The organism is Roseobacter cerasinus (assembly GCF_009811755.1).
Lineage (GTDB): Bacteria > Pseudomonadota > Alphaproteobacteria > Rhodobacterales > Rhodobacteraceae > Roseobacter > Roseobacter cerasinus.
Map to the genome: position 1 here is coordinate 282,418 of NZ_BLIV01000005.1, position 20,452 is coordinate 302,869.

The 20,452-nt window shown below is 58.9% G+C and carries 18 protein-coding genes, 1 tRNA gene and 1 pseudogene; 6 read left to right on the plus strand and 14 right to left on the minus strand.

Annotated elements, in window-relative coordinates; all coding sequences use genetic code 11:
• Positions 1–85: 85 nt before the first annotated feature.
• From So717_RS14380 to So717_RS14425, 10 genes are all read right to left on the minus strand, one after another.
• Positions 86–703: a LysE family translocator gene (locus So717_RS14380; RefSeq protein WP_238840953.1), complete on the minus strand. Its 618-nt coding sequence runs from the start codon at positions 701–703 to the stop codon at positions 86–88.
• A gap of 45 nt (positions 704–748) precedes the next feature.
• On the minus strand, positions 749–1,723 hold the full coding sequence (gene argC / locus So717_RS14385) for an N-acetyl-gamma-glutamyl-phosphate reductase (RefSeq protein WP_159978476.1): 975 nt from the start codon (positions 1,721–1,723) through the stop codon (positions 749–751).
• Between the two features lie 119 nt (positions 1,724–1,842).
• Positions 1,843–2,565, minus strand: a complete 723-nt coding sequence (locus So717_RS14390) for a FadR/GntR family transcriptional regulator (RefSeq protein WP_159978478.1) — start codon at positions 2,563–2,565, stop codon at positions 1,843–1,845.
• Positions 2,566–2,602: 37 nt separating this feature from the next.
• Positions 2,603–3,349, minus strand: a complete 747-nt coding sequence (locus So717_RS14395; RefSeq protein ID WP_159978480.1) for a DUF1028 domain-containing protein — start codon at positions 3,347–3,349, stop codon at positions 2,603–2,605.
• Positions 3,346–5,127, minus strand: coding sequence for a gamma-glutamyltransferase family protein (locus So717_RS14400; protein WP_159978482.1), 1,782 nt, complete (start codon positions 5,125–5,127; stop codon positions 3,346–3,348). Before So717_RS14400 ends, So717_RS14395 begins: the two co-directional genes overlap by 4 nt.
• A 12-nt stretch (positions 5,128–5,139) precedes the next feature.
• Positions 5,140–6,027 (minus strand): ABC transporter permease, encoded by an 888-nt coding sequence (locus So717_RS14405; protein ID WP_159978484.1) that lies wholly within the window; start codon positions 6,025–6,027, stop codon positions 5,140–5,142.
• 1 nt (position 6,028) lies between these two features.
• Positions 6,029–6,973, minus strand: a complete 945-nt coding sequence (locus tag So717_RS14410) for an ABC transporter permease (RefSeq protein WP_159978486.1) — start codon at positions 6,971–6,973, stop codon at positions 6,029–6,031.
• A gap of 59 nt (positions 6,974–7,032) precedes the next feature.
• Positions 7,033–8,574, minus strand: a complete 1,542-nt coding sequence (locus So717_RS14415) for an ABC transporter substrate-binding protein (protein ID WP_159978488.1) — start codon at positions 8,572–8,574, stop codon at positions 7,033–7,035.
• Positions 8,571–9,674, minus strand: a complete 1,104-nt coding sequence (locus tag So717_RS14420) for an ABC transporter ATP-binding protein (RefSeq protein ID WP_159978490.1) — start codon at positions 9,672–9,674, stop codon at positions 8,571–8,573. The genes So717_RS14415 and So717_RS14420 overlap by 4 nt, the downstream gene beginning before the upstream one ends.
• The gene (locus tag So717_RS14425) at positions 9,671–10,642 is read right to left on the minus strand and encodes an ABC transporter ATP-binding protein (RefSeq protein ID WP_159978492.1); all 972 of its coding nucleotides are present in this window, start codon (positions 10,640–10,642) and stop codon (positions 9,671–9,673) included. The genes So717_RS14420 and So717_RS14425 overlap by 4 nt, the downstream gene beginning before the upstream one ends.
• Positions 10,643–11,104: 462 nt before the next feature.
• Between So717_RS14425 and So717_RS14430 the strand changes: the two genes are divergently transcribed.
• From So717_RS14430 to So717_RS14450, 5 genes and pseudogenes are all read left to right on the plus strand, one after another.
• On the plus strand, positions 11,105–11,920 hold the full coding sequence (locus tag So717_RS14430; protein WP_238840955.1) for a universal stress protein: 816 nt from the start codon (positions 11,105–11,107) through the stop codon (positions 11,918–11,920).
• 130 nt (positions 11,921–12,050) lie between these two features.
• Complete coding sequence (locus tag So717_RS14435; RefSeq protein WP_159978496.1) at positions 12,051–13,022, plus strand: Bug family tripartite tricarboxylate transporter substrate binding protein; 972 nt, start codon at positions 12,051–12,053, stop codon at positions 13,020–13,022.
• Between the two features lie 56 nt (positions 13,023–13,078).
• Entirely contained in the window at positions 13,079–13,582 is a 504-nt protein-coding gene (locus So717_RS14440; RefSeq protein ID WP_159978498.1) for a tripartite tricarboxylate transporter TctB family protein, read from the plus strand.
• 36 nt (positions 13,583–13,618) lie between these two features.
• Entirely contained in the window at positions 13,619–15,142 is a 1,524-nt protein-coding gene (locus tag So717_RS14445) for a tripartite tricarboxylate transporter permease (protein ID WP_159978500.1), read from the plus strand.
• A 141-nt stretch (positions 15,143–15,283) separates the two neighbouring features.
• Positions 15,284–15,628, plus strand: a pseudogene (locus So717_RS14450) (transposase); the annotation flags it as partial.
• A 367-nt stretch (positions 15,629–15,995) separates the two neighbouring features.
• Here So717_RS14450 and So717_RS14455 read toward each other — a convergent pair.
• Together So717_RS14455 and So717_RS14460 are read right to left on the minus strand one after the other, a co-directional pair.
• Entirely contained in the window at positions 15,996–16,517 is a 522-nt protein-coding gene (locus So717_RS14455) for a hypothetical protein (RefSeq protein WP_159978502.1), read from the minus strand.
• Between the two features lie 231 nt (positions 16,518–16,748).
• Complete coding sequence (locus tag So717_RS14460) at positions 16,749–18,038, minus strand: hypothetical protein (protein WP_238840957.1); 1,290 nt, start codon at positions 18,036–18,038, stop codon at positions 16,749–16,751.
• A 566-nt stretch (positions 18,039–18,604) separates the two neighbouring features.
• Between So717_RS14460 and So717_RS14465 the strand changes: the two genes are divergently transcribed.
• On the plus strand, positions 18,605–19,189 hold the full coding sequence (locus So717_RS14465) for a hypothetical protein (protein WP_159978506.1): 585 nt from the start codon (positions 18,605–18,607) through the stop codon (positions 19,187–19,189).
• Between the two features lie 27 nt (positions 19,190–19,216).
• Here the strand turns inward: So717_RS14465 and So717_RS14470 are convergent.
• Positions 19,217–19,293: transfer RNA gene (locus So717_RS14470), tRNA-Met, on the minus strand.
• Positions 19,294–19,346: 53 nt separating this feature from the next.
• Complete coding sequence (gene hemE, locus So717_RS14475) at positions 19,347–20,381, minus strand: uroporphyrinogen decarboxylase (RefSeq protein WP_159978748.1); 1,035 nt, start codon at positions 20,379–20,381, stop codon at positions 19,347–19,349.
• Positions 20,382–20,452: the final 71 nt, after the last annotated feature.

Consider the following 20,452-nt stretch of genomic DNA (forward strand, 5'->3'; position numbering starts at 1 on the left):
ATGCCAGCCAAACAGTTTTGGCTGACACATGTGCGGCGCAGTTCCGGGTTTCGTCATGCGGCGAGACACCGCGCACACCGGGCCATCAGCCCCGCGTTGCGATGGCCCCCGCCGCCCCGCCCAGGCAACTCGCTCCAATCCGATTGGCCACCCGTATCGCGCGGGGCGTGCGCAGGAAGGTCCGTGCACGAGAGGCAAGCGCGATCCAGGCAAAATCAACGCTGGCAAGAGACAGAACCGTGACCATCGTTACAACGGCCCACATGCTGAAGGTGACATCTGTCAAATCAATCAGGGACGGAAGCAGCGCGAGATAGAAGATCGTGATCTTTGGATTTCCCAAGGTGAGGGCCATGCCCGCTGCGAACATCGACATAGGCGATCGGCGCCGTGGCAGCGGTTCCTGCGTCTGTTCGACCGGTTGGTGCCACATCTTCCACGCCAGCCACAAAAGGTAGGCCACACCAAGATACTTCAGAACGAGAAAGGCGCCGTGGAAGGTCTCTGCCAGGGCGGACAGGCCGACCATTGCGAGGGTCAGCCAAATCACCTCGCCGAGCCACATAGCTGCAACGAAGGGCAGTACATCCTGCCATCCGTTTGAAATGACGCGCGACACAAGCGCTGCGATGCTCGGCCCGGGCGTCCCGGCATTGAGAATAAGTGCCAGGGCAAATACCCCAAGGGATAGAATATCAATCATATGTTTTGTCCTTATATCTGCGCAGGTGCCAATCCATCGCGGAGGTCACGGCCAGATCGGCATGCTCTGCAAACCGTCCGTCTCTGACAGGCCGCACATAAGGTTCGCATTCTGCACCGCCTGGCCTGCGGCCCCTTTTCCGAGATTATCCACCACACCCAACGCGATGACCAGATTGCGGGCGGGGTCGGCCGCGTAGCTGACAAAAGCGAGGTTTGATCCGCTGGCCCATTTGGTCTGCGGGGGGTTGTCGGTGACGCGGACGAAGGTGCTTTGCGCATAATAAGACCGTGCCGCATCCAGACAGGCATGCGTCGTCGTAGTGCCACGGCAATACAGAGTGACAAGAATGCCGCGCGTCATGGGCACCAGATGCGGTGTGAAAACAAGCCCGGTGGCGGGCCCACCACTCAGTCGTTCTATTGTGGTGACCATCTCGGGCATGTGGACATGTTGCAAGAGGCCGTAGGGCACAAGGTTTTCGTTGCTGGCGGCATAGGCGAACCCGCCCCCGCCGCCGCGACCCGCACCGGAAATACCAGTTTTGGCGTCAATGACAATATTCGCGGGCTCAATCAGATTGTTTGCCAACAAGGGGGCCAATGCAAGCTGCGATGCAGCTGGAAAACAACCGGGGTTGGCAACACGGGATTGTCCGCGGATCAGCTCTGGCCAGACATCCGCAAGACCGTAGGCCCATCCGTCAGCATAGCGGTGGTCTCCGCCGATATCGACGATCTTCACATGGTTCGGAACACGCGCCAGCGCCTCTGCTGATGTGCCGGTCGGCAGCGATGCAAAGAGCAGGTCGATGGCGGGCAGAGTCTCAGGCGACCACGTCTCGATGACCAGCTCCGCCAGCGGCTCTGGCAGACCCGGAAAGTGGTCGATCAGCTTGCTTCCAGCACTGCCTTCGCCTGCGGCATAGACCAACTCAAACGACGGATGACCCGCGATCAGGCGCAACGCCTCACCCCCGCCAAAGCCGCTGATCCCGACAATTCCGATACGAATGCTCATCTGGTTCATCCCTTACTGCCAGCGCGTGATCCTGCGCGACGGTTTACCACGCCCTAGCAGCCAATGCTGGGTCAGCAAAAGCTCATTGCCGTCAAATTCGATGATTTGACCGTACGTGCTCAACGTACCTGTTGCGCTGCCAATTCATCCTGCAACGCCGCGAACCGGGTCTCAAGATGGTCGTGCATTGCAATCCGGGCAGCATCTGCATGGCCCGCCGCGATGGCGTCGATGATTGCGGTATGCTCGCTGTGGGTCACCTTTAAGGAGGTTCCCGTCCGGCTCTTGGCCCGAAGGCGCACCCAGGCCGGGTTGGATCTGATCTTGTCCAACATCGCATAGGCGGTCAGCAGAGGGCGGTTGCGCGCGCACTGCGCAATCAGCCGATGTAAGGACCCATCCCAAAGCTCCATGGCCTGAGCATCAGTTGCCTCCCATTGCCGCTGCGCCAACATCCGCAGCCGTGCCACTTCCTCGGGAAGCGCGCGCTCCGCGCATAGGGCTGCAAGTTCCGGTTCGATGCAAAGTCGTGCTTCCATCACTTCCAGTGCATTGGTTTCGCCGGTGATCTTGGCGGCGAGATCACCCATCGGGTCGGCCGGCTGGCCGACGAAGGTGCCCTTGCCCTGCTTGCGCCAGACAAGACCCTCCGCTTCAAGCGCATCGAGCGCTTGTCGCACAAAGCGCCGACCTACGCCGAACTTGTCTGCCAAGGCCCGCTCCGTGGGCAGTTTGCCTTCGGGCCCAAGATCTCCGGATTTGATCAGATCAAGCAAGCGGGCGCGCACCTGTTGGGGCAGGCCTTTTGGCGGCACGACGGTCATTTCAGTTTTTGTATCCACAGAGGCCTCCAGACTGCTTTATGGCTGGTCTCTTGCACTATTCAAACTCCACCGCATGTGACCGACTTGGGCGGCCAGCGGCTTTTCGCTTTGCTTCAGCGCGCGCGATATCTGCATCGATCTCGTCGCGTGTTGGAAAGCCGGAAAACCGCTCCGCGCTTGGCATTCCTTTGGCGAAGTGCACGTATCGTTCTTGAGCGACGTCCCACAGGCGGGCCAGCTCGCCCAAGGGGTCGGCGTGATCATCGGCGCGCAGATCGAGCCAGGGATGCGCCTGCCCACAATGGATCACCAGCCCTGCAGCCTGCCGGCCACGCTTGTCCCCGCCAGCCGCCTCACCCGCTTGCATTGCAGTGAGCAGGCGCGCGGCAAAGGGAAGATCTGTGCCGTTGGCATAAGCTTGGGACGTAGCCTCAAGAACCTCTGCGCCTGCCAGCATGTTGCCAGCAACGGAATGATCGTCTCGGATCAGATGACCCGCCCAGTCGACGCAATCGGGTCCCGTGTGCGCAGCAAATCCGCCATGCAGGTCCATCAGATGCGCCTGCCGGATGGCGCGCCCTTCATCCCGGGCAACCAGATCATTGAGGACGGCTTCGGCCGTTTCGCCTGCCATCATGCGTGCGCGGCCTTCGGTGCCCCAGACGGGGTTACAGAACGCCTGACTGGCGACCGCAACCTTGTCGGAGACGAAAGGAACGACAGAGCCACAGGCAAAGAATTTGCTGGCGACAATCAGACCGATGCTGCCATCGCGGTCTTTTGCAATCAGGGAAAACGTCATCGGCCCACCGCATAGGCTTGCATCAGTCGAGGGGTGGCTGCGGCGCGCAGTGTCCCATCCGGTTCGCGCAGAGCCGCTGTGAGGCGCCCCACCGTCCAGGGGTCTGCAACCGTCACCTTGTGCCCACGTGCGCGCAGGTCTTTGATCACGGCATCGCCGACATCGGGTTCGATCATCATTTCACCTGGTTTGACCTCTCTGGGGAAGAACGACCCCTGAAAATGCATAGAATGGAACAGCGGCTGGTCCATACACTCCTGCAGCCCCATGCCAAAATGCACAAACCGCAGGAACCAGATGAGCTGCCACTGGTCTTGCTGGTCGCCCCCGGGCGTGCCGAACACCAGTTGCACCCCATCCTTCTCCGCGTAACTTGGGCTGAGGGTCGTGCGTGGGCGGCTTTTTGGGATCAGCGATGTCGGCAGATTGTCTTCCAACCAGTACATCTGGGCGCGTGAGTTCAGCGCAAAGCCAAGCCCCGGGATGACCGGGTTGCTTTGCAGCCAGCCGCCGGACGGTGTTGCGGCCACCATGTTGCCCCAGCGGTCGATGACATCGAGATGCACCGTATCGCCGCGTTTCTCGGTCAGATGCGACATGGTCGGTTCCTGCGCGGCCACATGGCCAACGTCGAAGTCTAGTTGCGCGCGTTCGATATAGGCGTCGGCCTGGGCCTCGAACCCCGGCACCCGTCCGGGGCGCTGCTCCATTGAGGCCTCAGCGCAGATCAGCTTGCGGCGTTCGGCGTTGTAGTCTTCGCTCAACAGCACATCCATCGGGATTTCGCTGAAGTCCGGGTCACCGTAGTAGGCCTCCCGATCAGCGTAGGCGAGCTTCATCGCTTCAATCACCGTGTGCACGAATTCGACCCCGTTTGGGTCCATTGCGCCCAGACCGATCCCTTTCAACAGCGCCAGCGTTTGCAAAAGAACGGGCCCCTGCGACCAGGCCTGCGTCTTGTAAACCCTCCAGCTGTGGTAGTCATAGCTGAGCGGCGCCTCGTAGGTCGCGCGCCAGTCGGCCATATCTGATGGCGCGAGAACGGCGGAATGTTTGGCCTCTGACACGTCCATGACATGCGCGTCCCCGAGGTAGTCGAAAATCGCCTCCGCAACGAAACCGGCGCGCCATTCATGGCGTGCTGCGTCGATCTGCTCTTCGCGTGTGTCGCCGGGAGACGCGGCCAAGCGATCATAGGTCGCCGCCAGATCAGGGTTCTTAACGAGCGCGTGGGGGTCTGGCGCGCGACCATCAGGTGTCCAGACCGCGGCGGACGTGGGCCACTCGTATTCGAAAAACTCCTGTAGGCCTGCGATGGTGTTGGCCACGCGCGGCAGAACCGGATGCCCGTTGCTGGCGTAGTCGATGGCCGGTTGCATGACCTCGCGCAGGCGCATTGTCCCGTGATCGCGCAGCATCAGCATCCAGCCGTCAAAGGCGCCGGGCACGACCGTGGCCAGCAGCCCGGAGCCGGGGATCAATATCAGCCCCTGCTGGGTATAATGCTCCACCGTTGCGGCCTCGGGTGCTACGCCCTGTGCACAGAGGACTTGGACTTCGCCGGTTTTGGCAGAGTAGAAAAGCGCGGGCATGTCCCCTGCCGGCCCGTTCAGATGCGGCTCGACCACCTGCAGCGTCAAGGCAGCTGCGACCGCCGCGTCGAAGGCATTGCCGCCTTTTTCAAGAATGCTCATCCCCACCGCTGATGCAATCCAATGGGTCGAGGTCACGACGCCAAAGGTGCCTCTGATCTCGGGGCGAGTGGTGAAATCGGACATGGAGCCTCCAGATTAATGATCGCGCGGATCAAGCGCATCGCGCAGGCCGTCACCCAAAAGGTTGAACCCAAGCACGACAAAGAAGATCGACACCCCCGGCCACATCGCCATCCAGGGGGCCTGATTGAGGAAGTTCTTGGCGGTGTTCAGCATGGAGCCCCAGCTTGGCGCGGGCGGCTGTTGACCAAGCCCCAGAAACGACAGCGACGCCTCTGCGATGATCGCTGTGGCAATGGTCAGTGTTGATTGCACCAGAATGGGCGGCAGCACGTTCGGCAGGACGTAGCGCGACAGGATCTTGGGCGTTGGCAACCCAACGGCGAGCGCGCTTTCAATGTAGTTCTCTTGCCTGATACTCAGGACCTGCCCGCGTGTGAGACGCACAAAGATCGGTGTGGCCGAAATGCCGATGGCGATCATGGCATTGGTCAGCGACGGCCCCAGGAAGGCTGCCAGTGCAATGGCAAGGATGAGGAAGGGCACGGCCAGCAACGCTTCGGTGCAGCGCGAGATGACCGCGTCGGTCCAGCCGCCGAAGTATCCGGCCAGAATGCCCAGAGGCACACCAAAAAGCACGGCGATCCCGACAGAGACGACACCCGCGGCCAGGGACGCCTGCGCCCCCCAGATCAGCCGGGACATGACATCGCGGCCAATCTCGTCGGTGCCCATCCAGTGCGCCCAACTGGGTGCCTTGCGCACGGCGCTCCAATCGGTTGCGGCCGGGTCCGGGATCGGCAGCAGCGGGGCGGCCAGCGCGATCAGGATAAAGAACACCACCAGCGCGCCGCCGAGCATCGCGCTCTTGTGGCTGCGGAATTTCTTCCACACGCGGTTTTCGGCGCGGGCCTCCAGAACGGGGTCATTTGATGCGGGCGCCTGGGTTGCGGTCCGGGTCATATTAGCTTCCCCTGAGGCGCGGGTTGAGAACGAAATACATCGCATCCGCAAAGAGGTTCATGACGATGAAGCCCACAGCCGTGACCAGCACGATGCCCTGCACCACCGCATAGTCGCGGTTGAAGACGGCATCGACGACCAGCTTGCCAAAGCCGGGAATGGTAAAGATCTGTTCGGTCAGCACGGCACCCGCCACCAGCTCCCCGAACAACAGCGCGGTCAGCGTTACGATGGGCGTCAGCGCATTGCGCAGCGCGTGTTTGAGGATGACAACGCGTTCGGCCAACCCTTTGGCGCGGGCGGTCCGCACGTAGTCCGCGCTCAGTACGCCGATCATCGAAGACCGTGTATGCCGCATCAGGGTTGCGGCCAACGCCGTGCCCAGCACAAAGGACGGCATCAGCATCGTGCGGATCGACTGCCAGAGATCCTCCGACGGCGGCACATAGCCAGAGGCGGGCAGCAGCTGCCATTTCACCGAGACAAGCAGGATGAGCATGATTCCCAGCCAGAAGTTCGGAATGGACAGTCCTGACAGGGCCACGACATTGGCGACATAATCCGTCGCCGTGCCTTTCTTGACCGCCGACAGGATGCCTGCCGGAATGCCGATCACGAGGGCAAAGACCATCGACATCAAGGCCAGTTGAATGGTCACCGGCAGCTTTTGCGCCATCAGCTCTGTGACGGGCTGATTGGTCCGCAGGGACACGCCCAGATCCCCCTGCAGAGCATTGCCGACCCAGGCTAGATATTGCACGGGGATCGGATCGTTTAGGCGGTACTTTTCGCGCAACGCTTCCAACACCGCTGGATCGCGCTCTTCCCCTGCCAACACCAAGAGCGGATCACCGGGCAGCAGGTGTTGCAGCCCGAAGACCATGATCGAGATGATCACAACCGTCGGAATGGCAATCAGGATACGTCGCAGCAGGAACGCCAGCATGTCACAGCCTCAACAGCAAAGGCCCGCGCCACCCTGACAGGCGGCACGGGCAGGAAAGATCACTCTTCCCAGGTCACGTTTTCGAGGCGGATCATGCCATCGGGATAAGCGGTGAAGCCCTTCATCTTATTGCTGTAAGCCCAGATCCAGTTGACGTGATACAGGAACACGCGATTCAGATCGTCCAGCAGGATCGTCATGGCCTCATCGTAAAGCGCCTTGCGCTCTTCCGTGCTGCCCGCCACGCGCGCGGCATCCATCAACTCGTCCATCTTCGGGTTGGAATATTTGGAGTCGTTGATCCCGCCATCTGTCGTCACGAACTGGTGGTTGTTGCCATCCGGGTCCACACGGCCCGACCACCCAATCTGGCTCGCAGTGTAGTCGCCTGCGGATTGGTCCGCCAGCAACGTGGCAAATTCCTTGGAGGTCAGCTTGATGTCGATCCCGGCCTCGGCGGCCATGGCCTGCACAACCTGCATCACGGCAAGCGGCTCGGTGGAATTGGGCACCTGAACCTCCAGTTCCAGCCCGGCAGGAAAGCCCGCCTCAGCCAACAGGGCCTTGGCCTTGTCGATGTCACGGGCCTCCAAAGGCAGTGACTGGTTGTACCACGGCGATGTTGATGGGAAGGGCTGGTTGCCGGGTGCAAATGCCCCCTCGAAGACCACCTGGTTCAAGGCCTCGCGATCAACCGCATAGCTCAGAGCCTGACGTAAACGCTTGTCATTGCCCCAGGGGTTGTCGCCACGCGCACCGTTGCCGATGTTGAAGGTGATGGCCTGATAGCCAAGCGACACGGCACTATCCACGACGATATCGGCATCATTGTTCGCCTGCGCCAGGTCTGTTGCATTCAGGCGCTCCAGCATGTCGATGTCGCCCGCCTGCAGGTTCGCCAAACGCACCGTCGTGTCCGGGATCGGCAGGAAGGTGACGCTGTCAAAATGGATCGCATCGGCGTTCCAATAGTCGTCGAATTTGGTCAGAACAATCTTGTCCTGCGCCACCCGCTCCGTGAAGCTGAATGCGCCCGAACAGACCGGGTTCAAGCCGAAGTCTTCTCCGGCAGCTTCGGCAGCAGTGGGCGAGACCATCATGCCAGCCCGGTCTGCCAGTTGAGCCATCAAAGTGGCGTCCGGCCCTGCAAGGGTCAGCACGATTTCATACTCGCCGGTCACTTCGGTGCCGGTGATCGAGGCCAGCTCCGATTTGCGCCGGGACGTCTCCAGCGTCTGCGACCGTTCGATATTGGCGGCCACGGCCTCCGCATTGAATGGCGTGCCATCATGGAACACAACGCCCTCACGCAGCTGCATCGTGATCGCGGTGCCATCGTCAGAGGTGCCCCACGACGTGGCCAGCTGTGGGATGATCTCAAGATCGGGTGTGATGTCGACCAGCTTGTCGCAGAGCGACGCATAAACGATCCGCCCCACAAATGTGCGCGACTGGTCAGGGTCCAGCACGTCGGCGTCCGACTGCAAGGCAATCCGCAAATCCTTGGCAAAAGCCGGGCTGGCGGTGAGTGCCGTGGCGCTGATCAGCGCGGTGGCAATGACTTTCTTTATCTGTGACACATTCGAATCCTCTCTGTTCATGGTCGATCCTGTTTTTCTTTGTGGGCAATGGCGCCGCCTTCTGTCGCCGCGCGATAGAGCGCAAAACGAGCCTCGGCAGTCTTCGATTTTTGTGGTGCGGTTGCGGGGCGGGGCTGCGCTGGCAGCGTCTCCGCAAAATGGCATGCAACCTGGTGCGACGCGCGCTTTCCGGTGCTGAGCGTTGGCACCTGTGTCTTGCAGAGCGCCTGCGCGTGTGGGCAACGTGTGTGGAACCGGCAACCTTGCGGCGGGTCAAAAGGGCTGGGCATTTCGCCATGAACCGTCTCGCTGTGATCGGTCACGGCCCCATCCATCGACGGGACCGCGGCCAGCAGCGCCTGGGTATAAGGGTGCTGAGGGTCGGCAAAGACGTCCTCGGTTGTGCCGACCTCGACGATCCGGCCCAGATACATGACCGCCACACGGTCGCTCATATGCCGGATCACCCCGAGATCATGGGCAATGATCACGAGAGTCAGCCCAAGGTCGCGCGACAGATCACCCAAGAGATTGATCACCTGCGCCTGCACCGAGACATCAAGCGCCGACACGGGCTCATCCCCGATGATGAGCTTGGGCCCGGACGCCACCGCGCGTGCGATGCCAATGCGCTGGCGCTGGCCGCCGCTGAATTCATGCGGATATCTGTCCGCATGCTCCGCGCGCAATCCAACTTGGCGCAGCAGCTCCGCAACCTTGGCGCGCCGGTCCTGCGCGGACAGGTCAGGCGCATGGATTTCCAGCGGCTCGCCGACAAGCTTGCCAACTGTCATTCTCGGATTGAGCGAGGAAAACGGATCCTGAAAGATGAACTGCATGTCGCGGCGCAGCCTTCTCAGTTCCTGACCCTTGATCGCACTGACCTGCCGCCCCTCGAACAGCACATCCCCCGAAGTTGGCGTCAGCAGCTGCATCAGCAGGCGCGCGAGCGTCGATTTTCCACAGCCGCTCTCACCCACAATGGCGAAGGTCTCTCCGCGCCGCACCTCAAGCGACACCCCATCAACCGCCTGCACAACCGGGTATCGGGACAGCCACCCGCCACCCGTTCCGAAATGTTTGACAACATCGATGGCCTCAAGGATGATGTCTTGCTTCATCGGGCCACCTCGATGTTTTCCTCAAGAGGGACAAAGTGGCAGGCCACCTGATGCTGCGCGGCAATCTCCGAAAGAGCGGGACGTCGCGCGCATGCCGCCGTTGCGAAAACGCACCGGGTCCGAAAGCGGCAACCCTCGGGCATGTTCGCGATGGTCGGAACCGTTCCCGGGACAATTGCCAACCGCGCGCCTGGACGCTCCAGACCCGGCATCGCGCTCATCAGACCAATGGTATAGGGGTGTTGCGGGTTGTCGAAGACCTCCCGCACGGGCCCTTGCTCGACCACCTGACCGCCGTACATCACCGCTATGCGGTCGCCAATTTCGGCGACGACACCAAGATCATGGGTGATCATGATGGTGCTCATCCCGATGTCATCGCGCAGGTCCCGGATCAGGTCGAGAATTTGCGCCTGGATGGTCACATCGAGCGCGGTTGTCGGCTCATCCGCGATCAGCACCTGCGGATCATTGGCCAGGGCCATCGCGATCATGACCCGTTGGCGCATACCACCAGACAATTGGTGCGGATACTCCAGCAGCCGCTGCGCCGGGTTGGCAATGCCCACGCGGCGCAGCATGGTTTCGGCCCGGGCACGCGCCTGGGCGCGTGTCGCACCTCCTTGCTGGATGATCGCTTCGCAAATCTGGTCGCCGACGCGGAAGGCCGGATTTAGGGATGTCATCGGCTCCTGAAAGATCATGGCGATGCGATTGCCGCGCATGGCGCGTGGCACGACGTCGCGTGTCAGGTCGAAGGTCTCTCCGCCAATTCTGAGGTTTCCTGATGAAATCAAGGAAGAATCTGGCGGAAGCAGCCCCATGAGCGCCATTGCCGTGACGCTCTTGCCACAGCCGGATTCACCAACAACGCAGAGCACCTCACCTGATTTGGCCGCGAGAGAGACGTGATCCACAACGTCGTTTGGCTGCCCTCGAAAGCGGAGAACCAGGTTGGACAGTTCCATCGCGCAGAGATCAGATGGCCCATGCGAGCCGGTCTGATGATCTTGTGCATCTTTTGACACGACGTAGCCCTGCGACAGAGAACGCCCGAGAGCGCGAACCAATGTGAGATTGGTATTCGATACAACAGCGCCAATGCTGTCAATGCCAAACCGGTGGCACGGGCGATGTTGAGACACCTCGACTACATTTTGTGCATTGGGGCATGGCAACCGGCAGCGGCGATGCCCTCTGCCAGTGAAAACGGGCCTGAAAACCGGACCCGACCGGCAGATTTCTTTCGGGCAAAGCGCACAATCCGCTCTATCATGATCGAGAGCGGATCGCTCGGCCATCGCATCTCAAGCAACGGGAGGGTGGCAGCTTCGACCGCTGGAGTGTGCAGACAAAGCATCGTCTGCGGGCACACTGAGGGAGGAAAACCAATGCTGAGAAAGATCATCGTACCGGTTCGGGGAGATGGTATGACACAGACCGTGCTCGGGCATGCGTCTGCCTTGGCCAAGCATCACGGCGCCCATATTGTTGTGGCTCATTGCCGCAAGCGAGCCGAGGACATGCGGCCCTACAGCCGGGCTTTGCCATCGTTTGCGCGGGCAACAATGGTCGCGCAGTCAGAAGAACTGGCCAACCAGGAAGAACAGGATCTCCGGGCGCAATTGCATCAGTTCATGGCGTCGCTCGACATTGAAGAAACGGAGCGGCCGCACCCCGGCACCGCTTCGGTTGAGTTTGTCGAGGACTTTGGCCAGATGGCGGATGTGATCAAACGGACCGGGCGGCTGGCAGATCTGGTTGCGGTGGCCAAGCCCGACAGGGACCGCAACATCGGCACAAACTCGCTGCAGTCCGCCCTGTACCAGACCGGGCGGCCGGTGCTGATGTGTCCAAGCAGCGGCGATGTGGCGCCGGATTTCGGGGCGCATGTCACCATTGCATGGAACGGGTCATTGGAAGCATCGCGCGCCGTCGCCATGACGCTGGACATCGCCCGGGCGGCCAGATCGCTGACGATTCTGTCGGGCGGTAAGGGCGAACCACATGGCACGACGGCAGATGAGCTGATCGAATACTACCGCCTGCGGGGGGTCGACGCAGGCGCCCACAGATTTGAGGCGCGCAATCCGGGCGAGGCGCTTCCGAAGATCACAGCAGAGCTGGGTGCCAGCCTGTTGATCATGGGCGCTTATGGCCAAAACCACGAACGCGAAACGCTCTTTGGGGGCAATACTCAGGTTGTTGTAGACAGGTCAGAAATCCCGGTGGTTTTGGTACACTAAAGTATTCTTCATCCAGCAATAAAGTTTTGCTTGAAATGTTATTTTGGCAATATAATTTCTTTTTGGCAGAGACTATCTGTCACAACATGTGACGCTCTGTCCTAAGTGGCCATTCTGGAGGGACTGTCTAATGAAGATTACGAAACGCATGTTCATGAGTATCGTCGGAGCATCGCTGCTTGCCCCAGCACCTATGCAGGCCCTGGCCGATGGCTGGACGCCCCGAAAGCCTATTGATTTCGTGATCATGGCCGGACCTGGTGGCGGTGCCGATCAGATCGCGCGGTTCGTTCAATCTGTCGCGGAGAAAAAAGACCTCACAAATCGCCCGCTGGTGCCGAACAACAAGGGTGGTGGGTCCGGCGCAGAAGCACTGATCCACGTGAGCAACGCCAACGACCCTGATCACACCATTCTTGTGACGCTGAATTCGTTTTTCACAACACCCCTGCGTCAAGCCAATCTCGGCATCGACGTGCAGAAATTCACACCCATTGCCATGATGGGCGTCGACCCCTTCGTTCTGTGGGTGCACAAGGACAGTGGCATCACAACGATGGATGAGTACGTCGCCAAGGTCAAAGAGATGGGGGGCGAGTATGTCATGGGAGGCACTGGTGCCGGTCAGGAAGACAGCATCGTGATCGCCTACATGTCTGACGCCTACGATCTCGATATCAAGTATATTCCCTATGATGGTGGCGGCGCGGTTGCGAAAGACCTTGCGGGCCAGCAGATCATGGCAACTGTGAACAACCCCGCCGAGGCCAAGGGGTTCTATGAGGCTGGAGATTTTGTCCCACTGCTCGCCTTCTCGGACGAGCGCATGCCAGCCTACCCGGATGTGCCCACGATCAAAGAGATGGGGCACGATTTTTCCTACTACAACCAGCGGGCCGTCGTGGGTGCTCCGGGCATGTCGGATGAAGCGGCAGCCTACTATCAGGATGTGTTCACCCAGATCTATGAGAGTGACGAGTGGCAGGGATACCTGGAAGCCGAAAGCCTGTCGCCGCTGTGGATGAACGCGGACGAACAGCGTGACTATTGGGCGCTGCAGGTTGAAAATCACAAGACGCTGTTGACGGCTCTCGGAGAGTAAGGGCCGCACCCCGGTCTGGCGACAGACACAGATGACCTGAAAACAAGGAGGGCGAGATGCGCGTTGGTGAAATTGTGACCGCCGGATTTCTCGCCCTTCTCTCACTCTATTTGATGTGGAAAAGCACCGAGCTTCCCATCGGTTACATTGCGGGCCGGGGGCCGGGCGGCGGCGCCTGGCCTTTTTGGCTCTCCGCAATCATGCTGATCTGCTGCGGGTGCATTGCCTTCAACTGGTGGCGCGGATCAAACCCTGCCGCACAGTCGGATGAGCCTGTGCTGGACAGCCACGGATGGCGGACCCTGCTTCTCGTCGGCGGCGGGATTGTCGGCTTTGTGGCGCTGGTCAACATCATCTCGATGTACGGCGCAATCGCCGTGTTTCTGTTCTATTACACATTCATCCTGGGGCGGCATCGGCTGATCCTGAGTCTTTCGATTTCGCTGATCACACCCATCGCGCTGTTCTTCTTCTTTGAAGGCGCCATGCGCATCACCATGCCGTCCGGTCTGCCGTTCACTGATCCGGTGTTCAACATCCTCTACGACATCATTTACTGAGACCATGGCGTGTCTCCCAACTGAAAGTGTCTGGCCATGGACGTACTGACCCTGCTTGCGGATGGCATGTTGTTGTCGCTTCAGCCGCTGAATCTGGCGATGATCCTGATCGGTGTCACGGTGGGTCTGTTCATTGGGGCCATGCCTGGTCTGGGCTCTGTAAATGGGGTTGCGATCCTTCTTCCGGTCACCTTCCTCGTCCCGCCCGGATCGGCGATCATCTTCCTTGCAGCAATTTACTATGGGGCGATGTATGGCGGTGCGGTCTCGTCGATCACACTGGGTATTCCGGGCGCGTCCACGGCGGTGGCCACAACCTTTGACGGCCGCCCTCTGGCACGTCAGGGCCGGGCGAGCCTGGCCCTGGTCACGGCGGCCCTTGCGTCATTTGTGGGCGGAAGCGTGGCCAATATCCTGTTTACGCTCTTTGCGCCGGTACTGGCCTCTGTCGCGCTGTCGTTTGGTCCGCCGGAGGTCTTCGCGCTGATGCTGTTGGCCTTTGCCACCTTTGTGGGTCTGGGCGGCGATGACATCCCGAAAACCATATTCTCGATCTGTTTTGGCCTCGTGCTGGGCGCCATCGGGTTTGACCAGATTTCGGGAGCTCCGCGCCTCGTCCTGTTCGACTACAACGGCTTCTTGCAGGGCATCGGTTTTCTGGTTCTCGCCATCGGCGTTTACGGCATTGGTGAAATGCTCTGGACGATTGAGCAGACCCGCGGTGACGTCGAAAGCAACACGCCTAAGATGAGCATCAAGGGCATGGCGGTCGACACTAAGGAGGCCGCAAAACGTGGATGGCGCGGCACAATGATCGGGTCATTCCTGGGCTTCTTTGTCGGTGTCCTGCCTGCCGCCGGGGCGACGCCCGGTTCGCTGATGTCCTATGGCGTGACCAAGATGCTGTCGCGCAAACCCGACGAATTTGGCAAAGGCGCGCCCGACGGTGTTGCGGCCCCCGAGGCGGCCAATAACTCCGCCTCCACAGGCTCCATGTTGCCTATGCTGACGCTGGGCATTCCTGGCTCACCGACAACGGCCATTCTTTTGGGCGGTATGGTGATCTGGGGGTTGGTCCCGGGGCCGCGCCTCTTTGTGGACGAGCAGGAGTTTGTCTGGGGGCTGATCGGCTCGTTCTATATTTCGAACGCGGCGGCGCTTTTGATCAACCTCGCCTTCATTCCGGTGTTCATCTGGATGCTGCGGATGCCCTTTACCATCCTCGCGCCGATGATCTTTGTGCTCTCCATCGCGGGGGGCTATGCCGCGACGCGCGACATGTTCGATATCTGGCTCATGGTTGTCTTTGGCATTGGCGCGTTTTTCCTGCGCAAGTTCGACTATCCGCTGGCACCTGCAGTGCTGGCCATTGTGCTTGGGCCGATTGCCGAGCCGACCTTGCGCCAGTCTCTTCTTCTGTCATCTGGCGATCCATCAATCTTCTTTACCCGACCCATTGCTGGCCCGATCACGATTGTCGCCTTGGTCCTGATTTTCCTTCCAGCGGTGAAACTGCTGCGACGCGGGTTGGGAAGACGCCGCAAGAGGCCCGCGCAGTAAAAATGTGCGGGTCAGGGCCGGGCCCCCGTTGGACACCCATTGATCACGGCAGACACGCATCTGGCGTATTCTGTTTAAAGCTCTTGATTGATTGACGCGCCAGCTGCTGGTTCGATTGCTCCCGCAAGGAGGGATTGGCCGATGATGGGGCCACGGCAGGACGCGCAGGCGACGCTGTTTTATGCGCTCTTGCCGGAGGACCAGGTGCCGCAAGCCCACCTGCTGCGGTCGATTGACCACGTTGTCGATCTGGCCAGTATCCGCGCGCATCTTGCCGATTTCTACAGCCACATGGGTCGCCCGTCAGTCGATCCGGACCTGCTGATCCGCATGCTTTTGGCCGGGTACTGCTTTGGCATCCGGTCGGAACAACGGCTCTGCGAAGAGGTGCATCTGAACCTCGCCTCCCGCTTGCTCTGCTGTCTTGATCTGAACGATTGCGTGCCAGACCATACCACCTTCTCCAAGAACCGGCATGGGCGGTTTCACACAAGAGAGAAAGCAATGATCATCAAAAAGGACCAGGTTACAGGCGCGGATACAAAGACAAGGCTGCGCACCAAGAAGGTCATCAATTGGGACGCCACAGTTGGGCTCTGGTTACTGTTCGTTCTGGCGATTGTCGGCGTGCGGTACGTCCTGTTTGGCTGAATAGGTCAACAGTCTCATGTGAACGGCCCGGAACACTGCCGGGCCGTTTTTTGTTTATGTGGGCATACCAAAAAGTTATTCATAACGTTTTGATTCAGGAGCCTTCAGCTAGCGCTACTTAGCAGTTGTGCGGCTGAGCCGACTTGAAGATACACCGAGCCTCAAAGCAGATCACTACCGCTCAACTGACTTCGATGCTCGCCTAGCTTCCCAGTATCTCATCTTTCGAAACGAGGTAGACCTCGAAGCTCTTAACAGGGTCTTCACTGTCTTTTAGCCTTTGGAACAACCGATATACCCGTTCGCTGTCTCGCGGGTCGGGCGCTGTTTCAACGCCATCTACGAACTGAAAGACGAACACGGCAGTATCACCTTCCAGCTTAGGAGAAGCCTTCACCAAAGCCGCATCCAGATATTCATTTTGATCAGTAGGTTGTTTTTCCATTCCGCTCCCCACAATCACTGCAATCAATAGTAACTGGTTGCGGGTCCAAAAGCTTCCAGTCTTCAGGTTTAGTATTTCCTGACTCAGGTCAGCCCAACCGATAAATGGTTCGTGATCTGACTTCGACCAAACAGCAGTCACCCAGCCGTAGTTTTTGTGCCATACGTTTGCTCTCTCACCGATCTTGGGCATCAAATCCCACTTTGGCACGAATTTCAAATTCCCAAAAGCTAGCAACACCAGTTTCGGTCTCGCGCCAATAGTGTTTTCTAATTCCACAAGGTGTTTTAGACGCCGCAAAGGAGGTGGCAAAATCAAAGCCGGTTTACAAAGGTTTATGTTAATAGATCTTTCAGTAGATTTGGCGATTGTACCTCAAGAAACAAAAACTGCCTTTTCGGCCGGTTGATTTTGACTCTAGGTGCTTGGCAAGCACACAAGAATTAAGCGTTCTGCGCGCAAGAGCGCTACTAGCACGACTGTGGTAGAGTTGTGATAGGATGCAATTACTCAAGGGGATGACCGGTTCGAGACGGCGATGCACTTGCTTCGATGCACTTCTGGGCACGCCAGATTCAGCTGCGAGTAGACGAATAGCGTACGGTAATGGTCGAGCTCAGGAAAGCGGACTTTAATCTGATCAATCACCCACGCTTGATCCTCCGGGTCGTTTACGCTGATGAAAACAGGTTGATCCAGAAAATCAAAGATCTCTTCATCGCTGACGATATAGTCGCCCGGTCGCCGAAATTCGTAGTAGTCGTTGCTGTCAATAATGTCGTTGTAAAAGCCTATCTTCACCGAAGCGACCTGATCCGTTGGAAAAGAAGACCCTGATCCGACATCGCAGCGAAACAGCTTTTCGACGATGAAGGGGATGGAGTTGCTTTCCCCACCGCCGGCCGGGGTGTGTTCAATGAAGCTCCATTGACGAAACAGAGTGCTTTTCGTGGTGCTGAGCGTACTGCTAACGAGTTCCGTGCCGCCATCTGTGCTCTTTACTCCACCGCCTGCCTCAACTGTAGCGGAGAACCAATTCCAAAAGCTTGCGCCGACCTTGCCGGAGGCCTTCGCATAAGTTTCCTCAACGACCGTCTGCTTCACCTCGGATCGCGTTGTGGTGCCGCAAGGAACGTATTCACTGCCGGTGAACACAAAGGACCGTAGCGGATGCTCTCGGTCCAGTCTAAACAGCACGCCGCTTTCTTCATAGACGTCTAAATCGCGATCAAAAAGATCGAAAACAATCGTCTGATCGATGTTGAGCGTCGCGGCCGTCTGGGCGTCAAGCATAGCTTGGACGCGGTAGAAGTCCTGTCCTCCGGAACGGTCAGGGACACCATCGGCATCCGTGTCAACACGCGAGAAGCCAAAGGTGTAGCCCTGTCCTATCGGCTGTCTTTGGTCTCGGAGGCAATTTCCCTGCAAGACGATTGGGTTGCTTTCACCTGGGCAAAAAACGTCGCGCGTCAACCGAAAGGCTGCTTCCTTTTTACCTTCGGCTTCTGCGAAGAACCAGTTTCCGTTCCGTTTTCTCGCCTGTATCACCACATCTAGTCCAAAATACGAGCGAGCCGTTCTGAAGTTTACTTTATTGGGGATCCTGGACGTACTGTACAGGATCGTGCCTTCGGGCAGCCAGAGCATACGTGTCTGTGAGTCGTTGGAGAATGGGCGCATGTCAGACGCTTCAGCCCACTGGCCTTCAATAAGTTCTATCGTTTGCGCAACGGCAGGAGAATGGGTGACTAAAAGAGATAAAAAACACAGTTTGAGAATTCTGGTAGCTTGGGGCACCATTCTGATTTTCCAATGCAAATAAGACACGTACTAATGCTATGATGATGCATGGATACGCGTTCTTTGCCAACCTCGAATTGTTTGCGACGCGTCTTGCGATGCTCGACCTTTTAGACGCATCGGAACGTACCTCCAAACAAATCAGATTTCCCAAAGGCGTTTACGGTAGATAATCGCGACGATTGGCGTTTCAGACTGCTGGCCCAAGTAGTTCGCAACAAAAGCGGCTGCCCTAAACTTAGCTAGGAGATGTCACAGGAAAGTTCTGGCGGGGGCGGCAAGAGCGCTGGCCCCAGCCAACCGCTGAACCATGGCCCGGGGTCTTTTGCGCATAACAATGCGGATCAACTGCCCGGCAGTCCCACAAAGGCGCAAGAGGTCAGCCCAGACCTGCGGTCTTCGTTCGAGCAGAACAGCGATCCGCTGATGGCGCAGCAGCGCGCTGATTTGAGCAAGACGGAAGCAGAGCGCCGTGCAGAGCTGACGGGTCAGAAGCCATCACGGAGCCAGGCGCGGAGAACGCGGACACCGCATGCTCCACTACCAGAGATAATTTAAAGCCCGCCTTGCCCCACAGCGCGTCCGTTAAAGGGCGCTCCAAGCACTATGGCTATTTCTTCTGCAAGACCAAAGGTCGCTCGGAGCATCGCAAGAACATTCGCAAAGAGGTGATCGAAGAAGACTTTGAACACTTGCTGCGCTCCATTCAGCCTGCACCGAGTCTGTTCCATGTAGCGCGTGCGATGTTTGAAGAGCTCTGGACGCAGAGGCTTGCTCTTGCCAAAGGCGCAAAAAAACGCAGCCGAGCCCGTATTACGACGTTAGAGCGCAAAATGGCCACGCTGACAGATCGGCTTGTGAACACCGACAGCGAGACATTGATCAACGCGTATGAGTCGCAGATCAAGCGACTGGAGATCGAACGGGTTGAGTTGCATGAAATAGCGGCTCAAACAGAGGTGCCACGCAGACCCTTTGACAAGGTTTTTCGAACCGCCTGCAACTTCTTCGCAAACCCTTGGAAACTATGGGTTTCTGACAACTACGCCCATAAGAGACTGGTGCTCAGACTGGCGTTTCCGTCGACCTTGCCATACCAGCGGAATGAGGATTTCGAACCGCAGAAACCACATTACCATTCAAATACTTAGGGGGTTATTGTGGGCAAAGGTCCGGAGTGGTGGCGTTAGGTGGACTTGAACCACCGACCTAACGATTATGAGTCGTTCGCTCTAACCAACTGAGCTATAACGCCACGAGCGCGTGAATTATGATAGGCCGCATGCGGCGTCAAGGTGGAAATCGACGTTAACCGCCCCGAACCGCATCAATCATGCGCTGCACATTGTCCGGGTCGGCATCCGGTGTGATCCCATGACCAAGATTGAAGATATGCGGCCCGCCCGAAAAGGCTTTGACGATGGCGCGGGTCTCATCCACCAGGTCCTGTCCACCGGTGACCATATGGCGGCTGGCGAGGTTTCCCTGCACACAGCCATCGACCTGCACATGTTTCGCCGCCCAATCCGCGTCAACGGAATTGTCGAGCGCCACGCAGTCCACGCCCGTCGTCTTGGCGAAGCCAATGTAGCTCTCCCCCGCCTCGCGCGGGAAGCCGATCACCGGGATCTGCGGGTAGCGCGCCTTGAGTGCGGAGGTGATCTCGCGCGCGGGTTCCAATGCATATTTGCGGAACGCATCGCCCTTGAGCGAGCCCGCCCAGCTGTCAAAGATCTTGACCACCTCGGCGCCTGCATCGATCTGAGCGGCGAGGTAATCGATGGTTCCAGCTGTGATGCGCGCCATCAAAGCGTCAAAGACCGCCGGGTTCTCCTGCATCAACGCATGGGCAGGTCCCTGATCCGGCGTGCCGCGTCCGGCGATCATATAGGTCGCCACCGTCCACGGCGCCCCCGCAAAGCCAATGAGTGTTGTCTTGGACGGCAGTTCCCGACGCAGGATGCGCACCGTTTCATAAATCGGGTTCAGCGTGTCGTGGATATCCTCCACAGGGCCAAGCTTGTCGAAATCCGCCTGGCTCTGCACGGTCGACAGGCGCGGCCCCTCCCCCGTCACAAACCACAGATCGGCGCCCAGGGCCTGTGGTAGCAGCAGGATGTCGGCAAAGAGGATCGCTGCGTCAAAGCCGTAGCGGCGGATCGGCTGCAAGGTCACCTCGGCGGCCAACTCGGGGTTGTAGCAGAGCGATAGGAAATCTCCGGCCTGCGCCCGGGTCGCGCGATACTCAGGCAGATAGCGCCCCGCCTGACGCATCATCCAAATGGGTGGCGTCGGCAGCGTCTCGCCCGCAAGGGCGCGCAGGATGGTCTTGGTCTCGCTCATTACGTTGGTTCCGTCTTTCATGGCGCACACCCCGCTTGTAGTGGTAGAATCCAGATCATTCCAGTTGTCAG

Coding starts and splice junctions, on each gene's coding strand:
- So717_RS14380 (WP_238840953.1), bottom strand. CDS start 703: ATGATTGATATTCTATCCCTTGGGGTATTTGCCCTGGCACTTATTCTC.
- argC (WP_159978476.1), bottom strand. CDS start 1,723: ATGAGCATTCGTATCGGAATTGTCGGGATCAGCGGCTTTGGCGGGGGT.
- So717_RS14395 (WP_159978480.1), bottom strand. CDS start 3,349: ATGACGTTTTCCCTGATTGCAAAAGACCGCGATGGCAGCATCGGTCTG.
- So717_RS14400 (WP_159978482.1), bottom strand. CDS start 5,127: ATGTCCGATTTCACCACTCGCCCCGAGATCAGAGGCACCTTTGGCGTC.
- So717_RS14405 (WP_159978484.1), bottom strand. CDS start 6,027: ATGACCCGGACCGCAACCCAGGCGCCCGCATCAAATGACCCCGTTCTG.
- So717_RS14410 (WP_159978486.1), bottom strand. CDS start 6,973: ATGCTGGCGTTCCTGCTGCGACGTATCCTGATTGCCATTCCGACGGTT.
- So717_RS14415 (WP_159978488.1), bottom strand. CDS start 8,574: ATGAACAGAGAGGATTCGAATGTGTCACAGATAAAGAAAGTCATTGCC.
- So717_RS14420 (WP_159978490.1), bottom strand. CDS start 9,674: ATGAAGCAAGACATCATCCTTGAGGCCATCGATGTTGTCAAACATTTC.
- So717_RS14425 (WP_159978492.1), bottom strand. CDS start 10,642: ATGGAACTGTCCAACCTGGTTCTCCGCTTTCGAGGGCAGCCAAACGAC.
- So717_RS14430 (WP_238840955.1), top strand. CDS start 11,105: ATGACACAGACCGTGCTCGGGCATGCGTCTGCCTTGGCCAAGCATCAC.
- So717_RS14435 (WP_159978496.1), top strand. CDS start 12,051: ATGAAGATTACGAAACGCATGTTCATGAGTATCGTCGGAGCATCGCTG.
- So717_RS14440 (WP_159978498.1), top strand. CDS start 13,079: ATGCGCGTTGGTGAAATTGTGACCGCCGGATTTCTCGCCCTTCTCTCA.
- So717_RS14445 (WP_159978500.1), top strand. CDS start 13,619: ATGGACGTACTGACCCTGCTTGCGGATGGCATGTTGTTGTCGCTTCAG.
- So717_RS14460 (WP_238840957.1), bottom strand. CDS start 18,038: ATGGTGCCCCAAGCTACCAGAATTCTCAAACTGTGTTTTTTATCTCTT.
- hemE (WP_159978748.1), bottom strand. CDS start 20,381: ATGAGCGAGACCAAGACCATCCTGCGCGCCCTTGCGGGCGAGACGCTG.